Below are 20122 nucleotides of genomic sequence, written 5' to 3' on the forward strand. Positions count from 1 at the left end.
ACAACTAAACCTTCACAACTCCACCATCATTGTAATCAATTTTTCTAGTTCTTTCGTAGCTGAACCGAAATCTGAATTATACTTATTCAGCATAAAAGAGAAACACATCAATTCTCCATTTTTAGCAGTAAAGTATCCAGCATAAGCTCTTACTCCTTCAATAGAACCACTTTTTGCTCTGACATTCCCAACCGCTTTTGATTTCTTTCCCAAATGTGCCACCGTTCCAGATTCACCGACTACTGGTATTGATTCATAAAATGCTTTGAATGATTTTTCAGAGTACATCGCTTTTAAAATATCCGTCATATTATCTGCCGTAATGCCATTAGAAGGAGAAAGTCCACTACCATCTTTGATATTAAAACCTGATAGATTAACCCCTTTACTTTGCCAAATTTGTTTCAAACCTTTAATAGCATCTTTAATAGAATTTCCAAAAGATGAAATTGTCGAGAAAGTTTTCAGAAAAGCTTCGGCATAAAGGTTGATACTCTGGTAATTACAAGCTTTTGAAAGTTCTCCAAGCGAAGGCGAAGTATATACGGTGATATTCATGGTTTGCAAAGGTTTTTGATAAACCATTTTCTTTTTACTTACTTCCAAAGACGACAGTGGACTATCTTGTACTTTGATGCCAATTTCTTCTAATTTCTTTTGTAAGTAATAAGCCGCAAATAAAGCTGGATCTGGAATAGAACCTTTCACCGAAAAAGTATCGCCCGCAGGTACAAAACCTTGCATCACTAAAATATCTTGATAAGGCGTGCTGTAAATATTTACTTGGTCGCCTGTTCTAGGTTTGTCTGTTAATACTTTATTGATTTTCTGATAATAGGGGAGGTCTGGAATTGTTTTTACCAATGTAGCTTCACCTAAATATTGTGAAGGTTTAAAAACGGCATAATACAGGTTTTCATGAATGTTTAAACCATAAGCACCTGCTCCGTAATAGTTTCCCATATCTGTCCAAATCCAAGTATCAGGCAAAACATTTTCTTCAAATAGACTAGCATCAGCAAATACTCTTCCTTTGATTTCCTTGATGCCCAAAATCTTAATTTTTTGTGTCCAAGTATCAAACAAAGTTTTATAATCCATTTGTTTTTCAAATCGCCACGAACCGAACGAAGGGTCACCTGAGCCTTTGATGATAATATCTCCAGTTAATACAGAATCCGCAATTTGTCCACTGTAATTTAATTGGGTAGTATAAGTATAGTTTTCGCCTAAGGTCGATAATGCTGTTGCGGAGGAAATCAATTTTAAAGTTGAAGCAGGAGCGAGGCTTTTTTGAGCATTATGGCTCACCAATACTTTATTCGTTGTTACTGATTTAATACTGATGCCCATCATTCCATTAGCCATAAAAGGAGTATTGGCTAAGCCTTCTACATATTTTTGAAATTGTACTTGTTTAGCTTTATTGTCAAGAGAATCGGGCGTTTTTGATAAAGTAAGGACATGGAAAATACTTAACAAAAATAGTTTCATATAAATAAGAAGGATTATTGATGAATGCTGATACTTAACAAAGATAATTAAAAGCGAAAAATAACCTAATCCTTTTTATAGAGCCTTACTGAATTTAAGTAAATCCTATTATGAAAGACAGAACATAGAAAAGGCTACCATTTTCATAGTAGCCTTTTGATGAATTATAAAATCCAATTTTGAATCTATCCAACTGAACCCTCTAATGATACTGCTAGCAGTTTTTGAGCTTCAACAGCAAATTCCATTGGCAATTGGTTCAATACTTCTTTAGCATAACCGTTTACAATCAAAGCAACGGCTGCTTCAGTAGAAATACCACGTTGGTTACAATAGAACAATTGGTCTTCACCAATTTTTGAAGTCGTTGCCTCGTGTTCTACAGTAGCCGTTTTATTTTTTACTTCAATATATGGGAAAGTATGCGCTCCACAACGGTCGCCCATCAACAAAGAATCACATTGAGAGAAGTTACGAGCATTATCTGCACGTTTCATTACTTCTACTAATCCACGATATGAGTTATGAGATTTACCAGCAGAAATACCTTTAGAAACAATTCTTGATTTAGTATTCTTACCAATGTGAATCATTTTTGTACCAGTATCAGCTTGTTGCATATTATTTGTAACAGCAACTGAATAAAATTCACCGATAGAATTATCTCCTTTTAAAATAACAGAAGGATATTTCCATGTAATTGCAGAACCTGTTTCTACCTGCGTCCAAGAAATTTTAGAGTTTGCTCCTTCGCAAATACCACGTTTTGTTACGAAGTTATAAATTCCACCTTTTCCTTCTTTATCGCCAGGATACCAGTTTTGTACAGTTGAGTATTTTACTTCAGCATTTTCATGAGCAACAATTTCAACTACCGCTGCGTGTAATTGATTTTCATCACGCTGAGGAGCTGTACAACCTTCTAAATAACTAACATAAGAACCTTCATCTGCAACAATCAAAGTACGTTCGAATTGTCCAGTTCCTGCGGCATTAATACGGAAGTAGGTTGAAAGTTCCATCGGGCAACGAACACCTTTTGGAATATAGCAGAAAGAACCATCAGTAAATACTGCGGCATTGAGAGCTGAAAAGAAGTTATCTTTTACTGGCACAACTGAACCTAAATATTTTTTTATTAATTCCGGATGATCTTGAATTGCTTCCGACATCGAGCAGAAGATGATTCCTCTTTTCGCTAAATCTGCTTTAAAAGTAGTTGCTACCGAAACAGAGTCGATAACGGCATCAACGGCAACATTTGATAAACGTTTTTGTTCGTTTAATGAAATACCTAATTTCTCAAAAGTAGCACGTAATTCTGGGTCAATATCATCTAATGATTCCAAAACTTTTGCTTGTTTTGGAGCAGAGTAGTATTTAACAGACTGATAATCAACAGGTTTGTAATGAACGTTTGACCATTTCGGTTCTTCCATTGTCAACCAAGTACGGTAAGCACTTAGTCTTAAATCAAGCATCCATGCTGGTTCGTTTTTCTTTGTTGAAATCAATCTGATTACGTCTTCACTCAAACCTGCTGGCACTTCGTCAGTTTCGAAGTGACTTTGAAAACCATATTTGTACTCCGAGGAGGTAACTTCCTCTAATATATCAATTTCTTCTTTTGCCATTGCTTTAGGTAGTAATTATCCTACAAAAATAAGCCAAAAAAACGAAGAATAGTTCGCCTGTTTAGATTTTTTCTAAAAAGGCTACCCAGAAAGTGCTAAAATTATTAACCTTTATAGCCAAAAGGCACTGAACGATTTATACTTTCTTCTAAAGAAATAAATGTTTCAGTTCTTTGAATGCCCTGTACTTTTTGAATTTTATCGTGAAGCACTTCTCTTAAATGAACAGTATCACGACAAACAATTTTCGCAAAAATTGAATAAATACCTGTTGTATAATTAATACTTACTACTTCTGGAATTTTGATAAGTTGTTCGGCAACTTCAGCATAAAGCGAGCTTTTATCTAAATAAATTCCCAAAAAGGCAGCAATGTCCCAACCCAATTTAGTATGGTCTATCACCAATTGTGAACCTTTAACAATTCCAGCTTGCTCCATTTTGCCCATTCTTACATGAACGGTTCCGCCCGAAACATTGATTTTTTTACCAATTTCAGTGTAAGGCATGGTGGCATCCTGCATCAAAAGTCCTAAAATTTTCAAATCAGTTTCGTCGATTTCGACATTCTTTTCCATAATATAAGTATTTAGACTCAAATAAAATTTAAAATTTTACAAAAAACAACACTTTTGAAAAGAAATTATTAACAAATTTTAAATAAATCTACTCCACAATTGAATATAATGTAAATTTTAAGTTTTTTTTATGTAAAATTTGCAAAATAATAAAAGGTGCGCTAACTTTGCATTGTCAAGTTAAAAGAAACGAAGACAACCACACTGTAGGGTGATGAAATTTGGCAGACGTACCCTCCTGTCTCGGGGGTGGTGAACATGAAATAAAGTAAGTGTAATGCCCATCGCAAGATGGACTGGGGTTGACCACCAGACTTTGTACTTTACCTAATCACACCGTGGAGGTTCGAATCCTTCTCCTACAGCCAATTATTTGATATATTTTGAGGATAAATTTTTGTCAAAGCACAATTTTATTATTACCTTTATTCTCAAATTATCAGATTGACTACAAGATATCAAGTAGTTTTATTTGGTTTTTAGTTTGTTGATGAAGTGTAATTCAAAAAAGCAGTCTTTGTAAGTCTGCTTTTTTTGTTTTCAGCCCTTATCAATAAAAAGCCGTAGTATTTCAGGAATACTACGGCTTTTTACTTTGAGTACTTATACTTATCTTAAATTCAAAAAATTACTCCAAAATTCCCACTTTTAAATAACTTGCTGCTGATTTTTGATGATATACTTTCTGAGTAGCTTTTTGATAATCCTTTTCTTCTGCTTTAAAAATATCCATAAACTTTTGCGGATTTCTGTCGGCAAAAGGAAAGCACGAACTTTGAATTTGCACCATCATTTTATGCCCTTTCTTAAATGTGTGTAAAACATCTTGTAATTCCACATTTACATTTGTTACTTGATTAGGCACAAAAGGTTTTGGCTTTGAAATGTCATCACGATATTTTCCTCTGAAAATTTCAGAACGTACCAATTGCTGATAATTTCCATAAATTACTTCAGGTCTTTTAGGATGTTCTGGAGCGTCGGCTGGATAAACATCAATTACTTTCACCACCCAATCTGCATCCGTTCCAGAAGTCGCCACTTTTAACATCGCTTTTATTTCTCCTGACAGTGTGAGGTCTTTGTCTAAAACATCTGTTGAAAACGACAAAACATCTGGACGAGTATAAGCAAAACGTTGGTCTTCTACCATATAATCTGCCGAAAACCCATCATTGATTTTAGAAGAAAAAGGAACTGGTCGATTTGGGTCTGAAACATAATCAGAGAACGACTTTTCGTTTGTTGGTGCAGTAAACGATAATTTACCATTTGAATGAAAATATAGATTTTTCTCTTGTGTACCTTTTGCTGGATAAGTATCAAATGAACGCCATTTGTTTGTTCCAGTTTCAAAAAGAGTTGCTTCTGGTAAATCAAGTGGTTTTGAATCATCAAATAAATAGTGGTTGAAAAATTTAGCTTCAATATTTTCTTGATAATATGGTGATACTTTTGAACCAAAATCTACATCAGCAAGCATTTGTCCAGACGAACCAGCCCAACCTCCATGAACCCAAGGACCAACTACAAAAATATTTTTGATGTTAGGATTCTGTTTTTCAATAGCCTTATAAGTATTGAATGTTCCGAATAAATCTTGTTCGTCGTACCAGCCACCAACTACCATCACAGCATGTTTAATGCCTTTTAAGTGCGGTAGAATATTTCTTTTCTTCCAATGTTCATCATAACTTGGATGATCAAAATTGTCATGATAATAAACGTTTCTTCCTTTATAAAAACTGTCTTCTGAATTTTTGGTTGTTTTTACTTCATTCAAATAAAAATCATAACCATCAGGGTTATTGTTTTCAAAATATGCTGGTGGACGAGTAATCGTTGGTTTTGTTTGTTCCTGAAAGAAATTATAAAAACCAAAATTGGCTGCAATCATAAATGCTCCGTTATGAAAAGCATCATCTCGCCAAAGGTCTGCCATTGGTGCTTGTGGTGAAGAAGCTTTCAGGGCTGGATGTTCTGAAACGGCGCCAGCAGAAGTAAAAAAGCCGGGATATGAAATTCCCCATTGACCAACTTTCCCATTATTGTTATTGATGTTTTTTGTCAGCCAATCAATGGTATCATAAGTATCTGTGGATTCGTCAATATCGGTTTTGGCCTTCTTGATATCAAGATGAGGCGTCATTTCTACGAATTTTCCCTCTGAAGCCCATCTTCCTCTTACATCTTGGTAAACAACGATGTAATTACTTCTCAACATAAATGGGTTTGGTCCAATTCTCTTTTTGTATTTATCCGTTCCATAAGGCGAGCAAGTATAAGGCGTTCTCTGTATCAAAATTGGATACTTTTTACTTTGGTCTTTCGGAGCATAAACTTGTGTGAAAAGCTTGATTCCGTCACGCATTTGAACCATAAACTCCATTTTCTGGTAATTTTCACGGATGTAAGCGCTGTCTTGAGCGACTGAAAAAGGATAAGGAGATTCCGTTTTTTGAGCATAACTACAAACAGGTATTAGAAGTAGCCACAAGAAAAGTTTTTTCATAATTGATTTTGTTGATTAAGAAATATCAATGATTTCTTGACAATTTACAGAAAAGCCGTCAAAACCTAAATTGGATTGCGTAATTTTGCAGTCCGCTAGCTTTTACCTAAATAGACAAAAACAATCGTAATTAATCATTTTTAGGAAATGTTAGTATTGTGGACTAATAAATAACTGACAAGTGACTCAAAATTTAAGAATTGCCGTTCAGAAATCTGGACGCTTAAGTGAAGATTCCCTCAATCTTTTTAAGGAATGCGGAATCAAGTTTGATAATGGAGCAGGAAAGTTAAAAGCAACTTCTTCAAACTTCCCAGCAGAATTTTTGTTTCTTAGAGACGACGATATTCCCGGCTATGTAGAAGATGGCGTTGCGGATATCGGTATTGTCGGACAAAATGTTCATGTGGAAAGTAACAAAAACGTTTCTGAAGTGAAATTGTTAGGCTTTTCAAAATGTCGTTTATCAATTGCTATTCCAAGAAGCGAGGTTTACAATGGCATTGAAGATTTAGAAGGAAAAGACATTGCTACTTCGTATCCAATCATTTTAGGAAATTACCTAAAAGATAATGGTGTTACTTCTCATATTCATGAAATTTCTGGTTCAGTAGAAATTGCACCAAGTATTGGTTTGGCGCACGCTGTTTGTGATATTGTTTCGTCTGGCGGTACATTATTGAGTAACGGTCTGAAAGAAGTAGAAGTAATTTTCCGTTCGGAAGCGATTATGATTGGTTGTCCAACCATGTCGGCTGAAAAACAAGATATTCTTAATCAGATTTTGTTTAGAATTGATGCTGTTCAAAGAGCAAAAAACAATAAGTATGTTGTGTTGAACACCAAAAATGAAAACATCCAAGCAATCAGTAAATTATTGCCGGGAATGCAATCGCCATCTGTGATTCCTTTGGCGCAAGAAGGCTGGTCGGCGATGAGTTCAGTAATTAACGAAAATGACTTTTGGCAAAATATCGAAAAACTACGTGAAGCAGGCGCTGAAGGTATTTTAGTAATGCCGATTGAAAAAATGATTTATTAGTTTCCATGAAAATTATAAAATATCCCAAACAATCCGATTATCAAGCCTTACTAACACGCCCAACACAGGATATTGCTGTGATTGAACAGCGTGTAGCACCCATCTTGTACAGAGTAAAAACTGAAGGCGATATCGCCCTTCGTGATTTTGCTTTGACCTTCGATAAAGTCCATTTAGAATCAATTGAAATGCCTTCTATAGAAATTGAAAAGGCGGCATCATTGCTCTCTGATGATTTGAAGCAAGCCATTCATCAGGCTTACAAGAACATTCATAAATTTCACGAAGCTCAAAAGAGTACTCCTGAAAAAATTGAAACGATGTCGGGTGTTACCTGCTGGCGCAAGACTGTCGGAATTGATAAAGTTGGGGTATATATTCCGGGTGGCACAGCACCTTTGTTTTCAACAGTATTGATGTTGGGCATTCCAGCACAAATTGCAGGTTGTAGAGAAATCGTTTTGTGTACACCATCAAACCATCCAGCGATTTTGTACGCAGCTTCGCTTTGTGGTATTACCAAAATTTATAGAATTGGCGGAGCGCAAGCCATTGCGGCAATGGCTTATGGCACAGAAACTGTTCCACAAGTATATAAAATTTTTGGACCGGGCAATCAGTACGTTACTGCTGCCAAAATGTTGGTTAATAAAGAAGGAATAGCGATTGATATGCCTGCTGGACCTTCGGAAGTAGCCGTTTATGCAGATGATTCAGCCAATCCAGCTTTTGTCGCAGCTGATTTATTATCGCAAGCAGAACATGGTATTGACTCTCAAGTATTGTTGGTTTCAACTTCGGAAAAAATAATTGAAGCAGTAAACGAAGAGCTTACAAAGCAATTAGCCGTTTTGCCAAGAGCAGATTTTGCTTCAAAAGCCCTTGAAAATAGTCAAGCTATTTTGGTAGAAAATCAGGAAATTGCTTTAGCACTTTTGAATGATTACGCTGCAGAACACTTGATTTTATCAATAGAAAATGCGGAAGAAGTATCTGAAAAAATTTACCAAGCAGGTTCAATTTTCTTAGGAAATTTTACGCCCGAATCTGCTGGAGATTATGCCTCAGGTACAAACCATACTTTGCCAACAAATGGTTATGCAAGAGCTTATTCTGGCGTAAGCTTGGATAGCTTCGTAAAGAAAATAACGGTTCAGCATATTACCAAAGAAGGCATTCAAAACCTCGGAAAAACAATTATTGAAATGGCAGAGGCTGAGTCTTTAGATGCTCATGCTAATGCAGTGAAAATTAGAATGTAAATTATTTAAATTATGACTTTCAACTTACAAAGTATCGTTCGTAAACATATTCTTAGTCTTGCTCCTTACTCTTCTGCTCGTGATGAATATACCGGTAAAGAAGGTGTTTTTTTAGATGCTAACGAAAACCCAATTGGTTCGGCTACGCCAGAAAATTGGAACAGATATCCAGACCCATACCAAGCTGCAATCAAAGAAAAAATTGCACCAATAAAAGGTTGTCGTCCAACACAAATTTTCTTAGGAAATGGTTCTGACGAACCGATTGATTTGATTATCAGATTGACTTGCGAACCTAAAGAAGACAATATCATTATCCTTCCGCCAACTTACGGAATGTATGAAGTAAGTGCTTCGGTGAATAATGTTCAAGTTCAAAAAATTGATTTAACAGAAGATTATCAATTAGATGTTGATGCGATTATTGAAGCTATCAACCCGAAAACAAAATTGATTTTTATTTGTTCGCCGAACAATCCAACCGGTAATATTATCAATCGTGAAGCAATTTTAACTATTATCGACAATTTTGAGCATGGTTTGGTAATTATTGATGAAGCTTATAATGATTTTTCTGATGAGCCATCTTTCATTCCTGAATTAGATAATTTTCCGAACGTAATGGTACTTCAAACGTTCTCAAAAGCTTGGGGTTTAGCTGCTTTAAGATTAGGAATGGCTTTTGCAAATGAGGAATTAATCAAACTTTTGAATAAGATTAAATATCCTTACAACATTAACGGATTAACTCAAAAACTGTTAATTGAAAACATTTCGAATACTGATTTCGTAGTAAATTCCGTTAATACGCTAAATAATAACCGTAAGCTATTAGCAGAAGCATTATCTGAATTATCTATCGTCGAAAAGATTTTCCCATCGGATGCCAATTTCTTATTAGCGAAATTCCAAGATGCTAAAGCGGTTTTCGATTACTTGATTGAGCAAAAAACCATCGTTCGTGACCGCTCAAAAGTAAAACTTTGCGATAATTCTTTAAGAATTTCGGTTGGTACGGCAGAAGAAAATACTCATTTGATGAATCTACTGAAAGCTTACAAATCATAATCTTATTTCTTATGAAAAAAATTGCTTTTATCTGTTCTCTAATGCTATTTGGTTTCTCTGGGTTTTCGCAATACAAAACTTGGGCTGTTGGTGCAAAACTTGGTGACCCTTCAGGTTTATCTATTCGTCATTATTTAAGTAATGATAAAAATGCTTTAGAACTGAATGTAGGTGTTTATGGAGCACTTTGGGGATTGAGAAGTCCATATAGAGATGGACATTTTGATGGAGCAGGTCTTTCTTTTAGCGGAATTTATCTTTGGCATCAGCAATTGGGCAATTCTCCTCTAAGATGTTATTATGGTTTTGGTGGACAGATTACTTCTCGTTCATATATTTTAGCGAGTAAGCAAACAGCCAACACTGGAATTGGTGGCGTTGGACAAGCCGGACTAGAGTATGGAGTACCAGATTCACCTTTGTCAGTTTTTGGGGAATTAGGACTTTACATAGAGCTTGTACCTGCTTTCTTTTATACGCATCCTCAAGGGGGTTTAGGAGTAAGGTACAATTTTTAAGAAATTACCTTCTTCAATTTTGCTTACTAGTTCATATTGGATACTTTTGTGAGTATTCTTGGGGGCTTAGCTCAGTTGGCTAGAGCGCTACGCTGGCAGCGTAGAGGTCATGGGTTCGAATCCCATAGTCTCCACTAAAAACCTTTGTACAAGCTTGTACAAAGGTTTTTTTATGTTTTTTGGTATTAATCAGAAAAAAAGTTCATTTTTGTTTATAAAACATTAAAACCCTTTTACATCTGATTAAATATCATTTACGCTATTTTCATTTATGAATCTCAGACAAATATATTGGTTAATGCAAATTTCTAGTTGGTTACTCATCGCTTTAATGGCTTTGAAATACACTATACTAGAAGAATCGGGTTATAATCTTTCTATTCAATACTTTATTGCTGTATTTATATTTGGTCTTTTTACGACACATACCTACAAACTTATTGTTGATAAGTACAAACTTGATGATGCTTCGGTACAAGTTTTCCTTTTATTCCCATTGGTTGGTAATGTTATTTTAGGCTTCTTATTTTTTATATTGGATATTATATTTACCTCAAATGAAGTATTAAAAAGTGATTATAATAGCTTTGGCGATTATTTCAGTTTGTTTATTGACGATATTTGGGTAACTACTCCTTGGTTTTTCTTCTTTCATATTCTTAGGTATGTTGCTCAAAAACAAACTATGAACGAGAAAATGATTTCGATGGAAAAGATGCTTATCAAATCGGAATTAGATGCCCTTAAAACACAATTACATCCTCATTTTTTTTTTAATGCACTCAATAGTATCAAGGCTTTAATGATTATTGACCATCACGAAGCCCGTGAAGCAGTTGATCAGCTTTCAGATTTGTTGCGTTTATCCCTCAACATTGGGGAATCACAAACTGTACGAGTTGAAGAAGAATTAAAATTAACAAAGGCTTATCTCTTTTTAGAAAAAATTAGGTTCGATAAAAGGTTGATGTATTATTTTGACATCGACGAAAAACTGAGTAATAAAATGATTATTCCTATTTCGTTGAGTACTCTTATCGAAAACGCTATCAAACATGGAATTGCTAAACTAAAAAATGGAGGAGAAGTAAAAGTGCGAATTTTTGAAGAAGATGAAAACTTAATGATGCAAGTAATCAATACTGGAAAGCTTGTTAAGCAAGATGATACAAAAAGACAAGATGGCGGCGGTATTGGTTTAGTGAATCTAAAAAAACGCTTAGAATTACAATATACAGGAGAAGCTTCCTTGAAAATTGAAGAAATTGAAGACAAAGTAGTTTCTACCATTATCATTCCTCTTGCTAGAACTTGGTAAACACAAATCATTACAAATACATTGTTTCCTTATTTTATATTGCATTTATACTCAACAAATATTCATCAAAAAACATGAAAAAATTATTACTGTTGTTAGCTCTTTGTAGCTTTTCATTTTATAATCAAGCACAAAAGCTAACGGTTGCTCAACTCGACTCTGCCTTTGTTCGTGAAAACTATGTTAAGACGCAATACGAAATCGAAATGCGTGATGGCGTAAAACTCTTCACAAACGTTTATACGCCAAAGGATGCCTCAGCCAATAAAAAATACCCGATTATCCTCAAAAGAACTTGCTACAGCGTTGCTCCTTATGGTAAAGACCAATTACCCAATCTAATTTCGAACTCAAGATACTTGATGCGTGAGAAATTTATTTTTGTTGAACAAGATGTACGTGGACGCTGGATGTCGGAAGGTAATTTTACCAATATGACTCCACATATTTCAAATAAAAATAGCAATAAAGATATTGACGAAGCTTCTGACACTTATGATACCATTGATTGGCTGGTAAAAAACTTGCCGAATAACAATGGAAATGTTGGTCAATTCGGTACTTCATATCCCGGTTTTTATACGATTGCTGGTGCTTTGTGCGGTCATCCAGCATTAAAAGCGGCTTCACCGCAAGCACCTATTGCAGATTTTTTCTTTGATGATTTTCATCATAATGGAGCCTTTACAATGGGCTATGGTTTAACATTTCCTGTATTTGGGGTACAGCATCCAAAACCAACTACTAATTCTTGGTATGATGAGCAATTTCCAAAAATCAAAACTTTTGATGGTTTCGAATGGTACAAAACGATGTCTCCTCTCAAAAATTTAGGAGAAAACTATGCCAACAATTTCTTTTGGCAAGAACATGTAGAACATCCTAATTATGATGAATTCTGGCAAAAAAGAAATATTCTTCCACACCTAAAAAATATCAAGCATGCTCCTGCTTTCATGGTAGTTGGTGGTTGGTTTGATGCTGAGGATTTATATGGTCCATTGTCAATCTATAAAACACTTGAGAAAAATAATCCAAATATTTACAATTCAATTGTGATGGGTCCTTTTGGTCATGGTGATTGGTCTCGTGAACGTGGACATCACTTCCATTCAAATATTTACTTTGGTGATAGTATTGCTACACATTATCAGAAAAATATTGAATTGAAATTCTTCAAACATTTCTTGAAAGAAGCGGGCGATGGCAACAGTAAATTAGCAGAAGCAACATTATTTGATACTGGTAAAAAAGAGTGGAAAGAATTTGCTGAATATCCTGTAAAGACGGCACAAAAAATAGACTTTTACTTGAATCCAAATGGGAAAATTGCCACAGGAACACCAGCAAAAGGCTTTGCAGAATTTGTTTCTGACCCTTCAAAACCTGTTCCTTATACCGAAGATCCAAAACAAATTTTAGGATTTAGTCCAAGAAATTACATGAGTGAAGACCAACGTTTCGCTGGACGTAGAACAGATGTTTTGACTTTTGAAACAGATGTGTTAACAGAAGACATTACTTTGGGCGGAGAAATCATGGCGAAACTAAAAATTTCAACTACTGGAAGTGATGCCGATTGGTTTGTGAAATTGGTGGATGTATATCCGGGTGATGAAAAGAATAGTCCTTACACGCCAGCACATATTACTTTGGGGGGGTATCAACAAATGGTAAGAAGTGAAATTATGCGTTCTCGTTTCAGAAATTCATTCAGCAAACCAGAACCATTAATTGCCAACAAAGTAACAGACATCAATTTCCGTTTGCAAGATGTATTACATACATTCAAGAAAGGACATAAAATCATGATTCAGGTACAATCTACCGTATTTCCTTTATTTGACATCAACCCACAGAAATACGTAGAAAATATCTATAAAGCTAAAGAAAGTGATTTTCAAAAAGCGACTCACAGAGTATATGGTGATAGTAAGATTTCTGTTGAAGTATTGAAGTAATATCAAATCCAATATCAACAACATGAGTCATCCCGAATTTTAAAATCACAAAAAAGCGGTCGAAATTAGTTTTTCGACCGCTTTTTTGTGATTGATGGGCAACGAATTCCTACTGTTTGAGCGAAGCGAGTCGGTTCGCCGCTGCGATTAGGAATTCTTGATTTTTTTGCGGCCGCCGCTGCGGTTACTTTTTGTATCAAGACAAAAAGTAAGGACGAGAACAAATCCAAAAAACTTTTAAATCTTCTAAAACTCGCTATTTTAGGAGAAAATTCGGGATGACTCATGTTTTTATGGATGTTAATTTTCAAAGAATACACTTGCTCTTTATTTCCCTTTAGACTGAGCTTCACTCTTTACATTACTTTGTTTGCTGAAAATTGATTCTAATTTCTTTCCTAAAGCTTCTCCTCTTAGATTTTTAGCAATGATTTTACCATCAGGGTCTAATAACAAATTTTGAGGAATGGCTTGAATGCCGTAAAGTTTGGCTACTTCATTATCCCAATATTTTAAATCAGAAACATGTGTCCAAGTAAGTTGGTCGTCGTGAATGGCTTTTAACCATTTTTCTTTAGCATTAGGTTGGTCTAAAGAAACACCAATGATATGAAAACCTTGGTCTTTAAACTGGTTAAATACTTTTACAACATTCGGATTTTCTCTTCTACAAGGTCCACACCAACTTGCCCAGAAGTCAATTAATAAATATTTACCTCTTAATGAAGATAATTTAACAGCTACACCCAAAGTATCATTTTGTGTAAAATCTAAAGCTTCTCTGCCAATACCAGTAAGTTTTGCTGTTTCAATTTTAGCTTTAAATTCTACTCCAGCAGGAGAAGATTTAACAGTACTCGACAATAAATTAAAAAGCGGTTCTACTTTATCGACAAGCAATTCATAGCCTGAATATGTTTTTAAAGTATATAAAGCTATGGGAGAATTCGGGTTTTTCTTCAAATAACTTCCATAAACATCTTCTCTTTGTTTTTCGTCTAACGAATCAATAGATGCTTCTACTTTATCAGCAGCTACTTTGTTCTTATTTTTATTGAATTCTGAATATTGCTTATACAATACTTCTAATTGACTATCGTAAGGTTTTGAAGCCAAATTCAATTTTTCAAATTCAATATGAGATTTAGAACCTTTTACACTAACATTCGTAAATGAATCTACACTAGCCACATTAATAATACCCGGTTCGATAAAAACACTAGCAACATTTCTTTGAGTAAGTCTAGCTTTTTTGTTTGCCGCATTTTTAGCAGAAAATTGTACTCTTACAGGTTCACTTACAGTGATATTAAAGGCATATTGTCCATTCACTACGTTGGCGCTATCTACTACTCTTTTACCATTTGCAGCATAATTTGCATAGATAATCGAAAGAGTGTCTTTGATGTTTTTAAGTGTTCCTTTTACTTGAACATTAGGTTTTACTTTTTGTGCATGAACAGCCATAGGGAGTGCAAGCAGAACGATTGCAAATAGTTTTTTCATTGAATAAGGATTTTTAGTTTGATAATTGATGGTTGACTCTCAACAAATATACGTAGTTGTAAAAAAAAATCCTATTGGTTCGATAGAGTAATTTGGAGTTTGTTATTTAACAGGAGAGAAATTAAAGTGTTAATGAATAGGCTCGGTTCTGCTCGTTAGAAGGCTTAGATGTTGGGATAGTATAAATAAGCTCATGGGCTAATCGGTCAAAATTTGCCAATGCAGATACTTATATTCCTTTTGCGGATGCTCTAATACTAAATACGGAAGCCTATATTCCTTTTGCGGATGCTCTAATACTAAATGCGGGAGCCTATATTCTCTTTGCGGATGCTCTAATACTAAATGCGGGAGCCTATATTCTCTTTGCGGATGCTCTAATACTAAATGCGTAAGCCTATATTCTTTTTGCGGATGCTCTAATACTAAATGCGGAAGTCTATATTCTTTTTGATAATTTGTATCTCAATTTTGTTGAATAATCAGTAAAAAACAGTAGCGGCAAACCCTTGCGGTTGCCGAATCGGGTGATTCAGGAACCAAAGGTTTGCCGCTGTTAAGGTGATTAGTTCAATTATCAATCAATCCTAAACCTTCAATTTAGTTTCTGCCTTAATTTCTGACATCACGAAAATACTATGGGTACTACCAATGTTTTCTAAAGAAGCCAATTTGTTCATTAAAAAACTTTGATATTCACGCATATCGTGTACGATAATTTTGAGCATAAAATCATAATCGCCCGAAATATTGTAGCATTCTTGTACTTCATCTAGTTGAACAATTTCTTGTACAAATTTTGCTCCTGCTTCTTGTGCATGTTCTTTCAAACGGATGCTACAAAATACCATTAAATCCTTTTCGATTTTCTCACGATTTACCAAGGCTACATAACCTTTAATAACGCCTTCTTTTTCAAGTCTTCGCACACGCTCATAAACGGGAGTAGGTGATAAATTAAGTCTTCCCGATAATTCTTTGGTTGTCAGATGAGCATCTTCCTGTAGATGTTTTAAGATTTCTCGATCGGTTGAGTCTAGTTTCATGTTGATGTGTTTTGTGGTTTAAGTATTTACTGAGATAATTTATCCCTATTCTTTTAAATTAAGCTTTGAATTTAATGAATATTATCCAATCGGCTATTTAAAAGTAGAAATTATATCCAAATTGATGAATTAAAGCAAATGAATTATCTTTTTGGGATAACTTTGTAGTTAATTTATGTTATTTGAATTAACACCAGTAATTTTGCAGTTTATTGTGCAAACTGTATGATTTAATTTCGTCGAATTAATAAGTAATCTTACTTTAAACGATGAAACATGAACGGTGTTATTGCGAAAAGATTAATAAGTCAAAAAAGCTCAAAGCTAATTGCTTACAGCTAGCGCTAAAAAAGATATGAACAATCCCAATATAAGAGAAATCTTGAAAAATAGAATCCTTGTTCTTGACGGAGCAATGGGTTCATTGATTCAAGAGTATAAATTAAGTGATGCCGATTACAGAGGTGAAAAATTTCGTGATTTTCCGCATGAAGTAAAGGGAAACAACGATATGCTTTCTATCACAAAACCAGAAGTAATCAAAGAAATCCATGCGAAATACTTTGAAGCAGGTGCAGATATTGCCGAAACCAATACTTTTTCGGGAACCTCTATTGCTATGGCTGATTATCACATGGAAGATTATGTGTATGAATTAAACTATGAATCAGCGAAAATTGCTCGTGAAGTAGCAGATTTATATACGGCTAAAAATCCCAATAAACCTCGTTTTGTAGCAGGTTCAATTGGACCAACGAACCGCACACTGTCGCTTTCGCCAGATGTAAACGACCCAGGTTATCGTGCAGTTACTTTTGATGAATTGGTTGATGCCTATTACGAACAAATCCAAGGTTTGGTAGATGGCGGTGCAGATGTATTATTGGTTGAAACCATTTTCGATACGCTCAATGCAAAAGCAGCTTTGTATGCGATTGATTTATATCAGAATGATAAGAAAAATGGAACGATTCGTCCGATACAAAGTACTTCAATTCCCAAGCAAAATAATCCTAAGGCAGTATTAGCTAATCCAGCGACCAAAATCCCTGTGATGGTTTCTGGAACAATTACTGATGCTTCTGGACGTACTTTATCTGGACAAACCACAGAGGCTTTCTTAGCTTCGGTTTCACATATTGATTTACTTTCTGTGGGTTTGAACTGTGCTTTAGGAGCAGATTTGATGCGTCCTTATGTACAGATTTTAGCTGATAAAGCGCCATTTATGGTGTCGGCTCACCCGAATGCAGGTTTGCCAAATGAAATGGGAGAGTACGACCAATCGCCAGAAGAAATGGCTGTGATTGTCGAAGATTTTCTTCAACATGGTTTTATGAATATCATTGGCGGATGTTGCGGAACTACGCCAGCACACATCAGAGCCATTGCTGAAGTTGCAGCAAAATATCCTCCACGCCAATTACCAGAAGTACATAATCATCAAATAATCTCTGGTTTAGAGCCTTTGATTATTAAAGAAGATACCATGTTTGTCAACATTGGCGAGCGTTGTAACGTAACGGGTTCAAAGAAATTTGCTCGTTTGGTACGTGAAGGAAAATACGACGATGCCATTGCTGTAGCTCGTGAACAAGTAGATGGTGGTGCGCAAGTAATCGACGTAAACTTGGATGAAGGAATGATTGATGGCGTTGAAGCCATGAAAACCTTCTTGAATTTATTGATGGCAGAACCTGACATTGCCAAATTGCCAATTATGATTGACTCCTCGAAATGGGAAGTAATCGAAGCAGGTTTGAAATGTGTACAAGGGAAATCTATCGTAAACTCAATTTCCTTAAAAGAAGGAGAAACAAAATTCAGAGAATCGGCAGAGAAAGTAAAGCGTTACGGAGCATCGGCAGTAGTAATGGCTTTTGATGAACAAGGTCAGGCGGATTCTTATGAAAGACGTATCGAAATTTGTAAACGTGCTTATGATATTTTGGTGGATGAAGTAGGTTTTCCTGCGGAGGACATCATTTTTGACCCTAACATTCTTACGGTAGCCACAGGTTTGGAAGAGCATAATAATTATGCTGTTGACTTTATCAATGCTACTCGTTGGATAAAAGAAAATCTTCCATTCGCCAAAGTATCGGGTGGGGTTTCTAATATTTCATTCTCTTTCCGTGGAAATGAGCCTGTTCGTGAGGCAATGCACACAGTGTTTTTATACTATGCCATTAAAGCGGGAATGGATATGGGAATCGTAAATGCTGGTCAGTTAGGCGTTTATGATGATATTCCAAAAGATATGTTAGAGCTTTGCGAAGACGTATTGTTGAATCGCAGAGACGATGCAACAGAACGTTTGGTAACTTTTGCAGAAACGGTAAAATCAAAAGGGAAAGAACAAGTAATTGATAATGCTTGGAGAGATTTACCTGTATCGAAACGTTTGGAACACGCTTTGATAAAAGGTTTGACAGAATTTATCGACCAAGATGTTGAGGAGGCTCGTCAGCAAGTAGAAAAACCTTTACACGTAATTGAAGGGCCATTAATGGACGGTATGAACGTAGTAGGGGATTTGTTTGGAGAAGGAAAAATGTTCTTGCCACAAGTAGTAAAATCTGCTCGTGTGATGAAAAAAGCGGTAGCTTATTTATTGCCATATATTGAAGCAGAGAAACAAGTAGGTGAAAGTTCTTCGGCAGGTAAAATTTTGTTGGCAACGGTAAAAGGCGATGTGCATGATATTGGTAAAAATATTGTGGGCGTAGTGTTGGGTTGTAATAATTACGAAATCATTGATTTGGGCGTAATGGTACCAACACCTAAGATTTTGGAAGAAGCCAAAAAACATAATGTGGATATTATCGGACTTTCGGGTTTGATTACGCCTTCATTGGATGAAATGGTGGGAGTTGCTAAAGAAATGGAGCGTCAAGGTTTTAAATTGCCTTTGTTGATTGGTGGAGCAACTACTTCAAGAATCCATACGGCGGTGAAAATTGACCCACATTATTCTGGGCCAGTAATTCACGTGTTGGATGCTTCTAAAAGTGTGCCTGTGGCAGGTAGATTGATGCAGAGTGACCAAACCAAAGAAGAAATTTTTGATGAAATTAAAGCACAGTATGCTCAGATGAGAGTTGACCATGCTGGTCGTCAAAAAGATAAAAACTATGTGCCGATTGAAAAGGCAAGGTTGAATAAAGACAAAATTGACTGGACTAACTTCAAAGCGAAAAAGCCTACTTTCTTAGGAAATCGTTATTTCGATAATTATGATTTAGCCGAAATTGCGAAATATATTGACTGGACTCCATTCTTCTCTACTTGGCAATTGTCTGGAAAGTATCCAAAGATTTTTGATAATGAAGTAGTAGGAGCAGAGGCACGCAAGTTATTCAATGATGCTCAAGCTTTATTGAAAGAAATCATTGATGATAAATTATTGACGGCTCGTGCGGTGGTTGGTTTTTATCCTGCCAATTCAAATGAGGATGATATAATTCTTTCTGATTTTGAAGAAATAAGCAGAGAAATTCCTTGTGAAAAACATGGTGTTCATATTCATACAGAATATCGTGTAACAAAGAATGAAGAAAATCCAAAGGTACTTCATAATCTTCGTCAGCAAGGACAAAAAGCTTCACATTTGCCAAACCTTTGCTTGAGTGATTTTATCGCTCCAGTAACAACTGGAGAACAGGATTATATCGGAGCTTTTGCTGTTACTGCTGGGATTGGCATTGAAGCCTTAATCGAAAAGTACGACCGTGACCATGATGACTATAATTCTATCATGGTGAAAGCCCTTGCCGACCGTTTGGCAGAAGCATTTGCTGAATTGATGCATGAACGTACTCGTAAAGAGTTCTGGGGATATTCTAATGAAGGAAATTTAAGTACAGAAGATTTGATTTCAGAGAAGTACGATGGTATTCGTCCAGCACCGGGCTATCCAGCTTGTCCAGACCATACCGAAAAAGCAACTTTGTTTGAATTATTACAAGCTGAAGAAAAATTGGGAATTATTCTTACTGAAAGCTTTGCCATGTATCCAGCTAGTTCAGTAAGCGGTTGGTATTTCTCGCATCCAGATAGTAAGTATTTCGGTTTAGGCAAAATCGCTAAAGACCAAGTAGTAGATTATGCTCAAAGAAAAAATATGAGTTTGGAAGATACTGAAAGATGGTTAGCACCTGTGTTGAATTATGATTAAGTACTT

At 35.5% G+C, this 20122-nt stretch carries 14 protein-coding genes and 1 tRNA gene; 8 read left to right on the forward strand and 7 right to left on the reverse strand.

The annotated features are described in order from the left end of the window. Positions 1-12: 12 nt before the first annotated feature. From dacB to ABID42_RS12670, 4 genes are all read right to left on the reverse strand, one after another. Complete coding sequence (gene dacB / locus ABID42_RS12655; protein ID WP_367283963.1) at positions 13-1494, reverse strand: D-alanyl-D-alanine carboxypeptidase/D-alanyl-D-alanine endopeptidase; 1482 nt, start codon at positions 1492-1494, stop codon at positions 13-15. 185 nt (positions 1495-1679) lie between these two features. Further along, the gene (gene sufB, locus ABID42_RS12660) at positions 1680-3128 is read right to left on the reverse strand and encodes a Fe-S cluster assembly protein SufB (RefSeq protein WP_323260829.1); all 1449 of its coding nucleotides are present in this window, start codon (positions 3126-3128) and stop codon (positions 1680-1682) included. Positions 3129-3232: 104 nt separating this feature from the next. Further along, complete coding sequence (locus ABID42_RS12665; protein WP_323260828.1) at positions 3233-3706, reverse strand: Lrp/AsnC ligand binding domain-containing protein; 474 nt, start codon at positions 3704-3706, stop codon at positions 3233-3235. A gap of 628 nt (positions 3707-4334) precedes the next feature. Further along, complete coding sequence (locus tag ABID42_RS12670) at positions 4335-6218, reverse strand: CocE/NonD family hydrolase (protein ID WP_367283964.1); 1884 nt, start codon at positions 6216-6218, stop codon at positions 4335-4337. Positions 6219-6399: 181 nt separating this feature from the next. Here ABID42_RS12670 and hisG point away from each other — a divergent pair, with 181 nt between their 5' ends. From hisG to ABID42_RS12705, 7 genes are all read left to right on the forward strand, one after another. Then, entirely contained in the window at positions 6400-7260 is an 861-nt protein-coding gene (gene hisG / locus ABID42_RS12675) for an ATP phosphoribosyltransferase (protein WP_323697933.1), read from the forward strand. A gap of 5 nt (positions 7261-7265) precedes the next feature. Next, the gene (gene hisD, locus ABID42_RS12680; RefSeq protein WP_367283965.1) at positions 7266-8522 is read left to right on the forward strand and encodes a histidinol dehydrogenase; all 1257 of its coding nucleotides are present in this window, start codon (positions 7266-7268) and stop codon (positions 8520-8522) included. 12 nt (positions 8523-8534) lie between these two features. After that, positions 8535-9590: a histidinol-phosphate transaminase gene (gene hisC / locus ABID42_RS12685; protein ID WP_367283966.1), complete on the forward strand. Its 1056-nt coding sequence runs from the start codon at positions 8535-8537 to the stop codon at positions 9588-9590. 11 nt (positions 9591-9601) lie between these two features. Further along, a complete protein-coding gene (locus ABID42_RS12690) occupies positions 9602-10108 on the forward strand; it encodes a hypothetical protein (protein WP_323260819.1) in 507 nt (168 codons plus the stop codon). Between the two features lie 60 nt (positions 10109-10168). Continuing rightward, positions 10169-10242: transfer RNA gene (locus ABID42_RS12695), tRNA-Ala, on the forward strand. Positions 10243-10406: 164 nt separating this feature from the next. Next, complete coding sequence (locus ABID42_RS12700) at positions 10407-11426, forward strand: sensor histidine kinase (RefSeq protein ID WP_323260818.1); 1020 nt, start codon at positions 10407-10409, stop codon at positions 11424-11426. Between the two features lie 74 nt (positions 11427-11500). Beyond that, positions 11501-13387, forward strand: coding sequence for a CocE/NonD family hydrolase (locus ABID42_RS12705; RefSeq protein ID WP_367283967.1), 1887 nt, complete (start codon positions 11501-11503; stop codon positions 13385-13387). A 65-nt stretch (positions 13388-13452) separates the two neighbouring features. On the opposite strand, the gene ABID42_RS12710 is transcribed toward ABID42_RS12705, so the two are convergent. From ABID42_RS12710 to ABID42_RS12720, 3 genes are all read right to left on the reverse strand, one after another. Continuing rightward, positions 13453-13674, reverse strand: a complete 222-nt coding sequence (locus ABID42_RS12710; RefSeq protein ID WP_367283968.1) for a hypothetical protein — start codon at positions 13672-13674, stop codon at positions 13453-13455. 40 nt (positions 13675-13714) lie between these two features. Then, the gene (locus tag ABID42_RS12715; protein ID WP_367283969.1) at positions 13715-14893 is read right to left on the reverse strand and encodes a redoxin domain-containing protein; all 1179 of its coding nucleotides are present in this window, start codon (positions 14891-14893) and stop codon (positions 13715-13717) included. Between the two features lie 587 nt (positions 14894-15480). Then, positions 15481-15939 (reverse strand): Lrp/AsnC family transcriptional regulator, encoded by a 459-nt coding sequence (locus tag ABID42_RS12720; protein WP_323260809.1) that lies wholly within the window; start codon positions 15937-15939, stop codon positions 15481-15483. Between the two features lie 355 nt (positions 15940-16294). On the opposite strand from ABID42_RS12720, the gene metH reads away from it, so the two are divergent. Then, a complete protein-coding gene (metH, locus tag ABID42_RS12725; protein ID WP_367283970.1) occupies positions 16295-20116 on the forward strand; it encodes a methionine synthase in 3822 nt (1273 codons plus the stop codon). Positions 20117-20122: the final 6 nt, after the last annotated feature.

Origin of the sequence: Arcicella rosea (genome assembly GCF_040543805.1) — a bacterium.
GTDB lineage: Bacteria > Bacteroidota > Bacteroidia > Cytophagales > Spirosomataceae > Arcicella > Arcicella rosea.